The following is an 872-nucleotide window of genomic DNA, read 5'->3' on the forward strand; positions in this document are numbered from 1 at the left end:
ACTACAAGGTCCGCGAGCACAGCCTGGCCAAGGTTCCGGTCATCCTCGTCTGCGGCAAGCGCGAAGCGGAAGAGCAGACGGTCAACATGCGCCGACTGGGCTCGCGCGACCAGGAATCGCTTGGCCTTGACCAGGCGATCGCGCAACTGACTGAGGAAGCCGTCACACCCGACCGCCGGCGCAAACGCGCGGCCTGATTGGCATGGTTTCGACCAAATGGCGGTGGAGCGATCCACCGCCATTTTCATATCCCTGTCACGCCGACCTTGTAACGAGCCCCTATGCTCAAGTTGAAATTGCGCGAACGACCCTTTCCCGAGCTTTCCTATGCCAATCCGCGCCAGCCGGCGCTGACGCGCTGGTTCATACATTCGGTCGAAGGCTTGTCGGGCCGCGACCGCTACACAGCACTTTATGATTTCTGGCGCCGCCAGATCGTGCCGACCGGCGAACGCGTGTTCAGCCGCATGCTCGACCTGATCGACGTGCGGGTGCGGACCGCTGATCAGTGGCCGCCCGCGCAATTGCCGGACACGCCGCTGGTGATCGTCGCCAATCATCCGTTCGGCATCGGTGACGGTATCGCCGTGCTGTCGCTGGCCGAGCAGCTCGGCCGTCCGTTCCGGGTGATGATCCACAAGGATCTGCTCAAGATCCGCGAGATGGAGCCTTATTCGCTGCCGATCGACTTTTCGGAGACCAAGGATGCGCTGAAGAACAACATGGCCGTGCGCCATGAAGCGGTGCGCCTGTTGAAAGAGGGCGTCACCATCGTGGTATTTCCGGCCGGCGGTGTCGCCACCGCGCCAAAGGGTTTTGGCCGGGCGCGCGATCTGCCGTGGAAGATGTTTCCGGCCCGCCTCGTCCAGGAC

General features: G+C 62.8%; 2 protein-coding genes. Both read left to right on the forward strand.

Annotated elements, in window-relative coordinates:
* Nucleotides 1-197, forward strand: a 197-nt coding sequence (locus EN884_RS37310; protein ID WP_245492068.1) for a His/Gly/Thr/Pro-type tRNA ligase C-terminal domain-containing protein, incomplete at its 5' end; no start/stop codon positions are given.
* A gap of 84 nt (nt 198-281) precedes the next feature.
* Nucleotides 282-872, forward strand: a 591-nt coding sequence (locus EN884_RS37315) for a 1-acyl-sn-glycerol-3-phosphate acyltransferase (RefSeq protein ID WP_206617773.1), incomplete at its 3' end; no start/stop codon positions are given.

Origin of the sequence: Mesorhizobium sp. M7A.F.Ca.AU.001.01.1.1, from assembly GCF_004022735.1 — a bacterium.
GTDB lineage: Bacteria > Pseudomonadota > Alphaproteobacteria > Rhizobiales > Rhizobiaceae > Mesorhizobium > Mesorhizobium ciceri.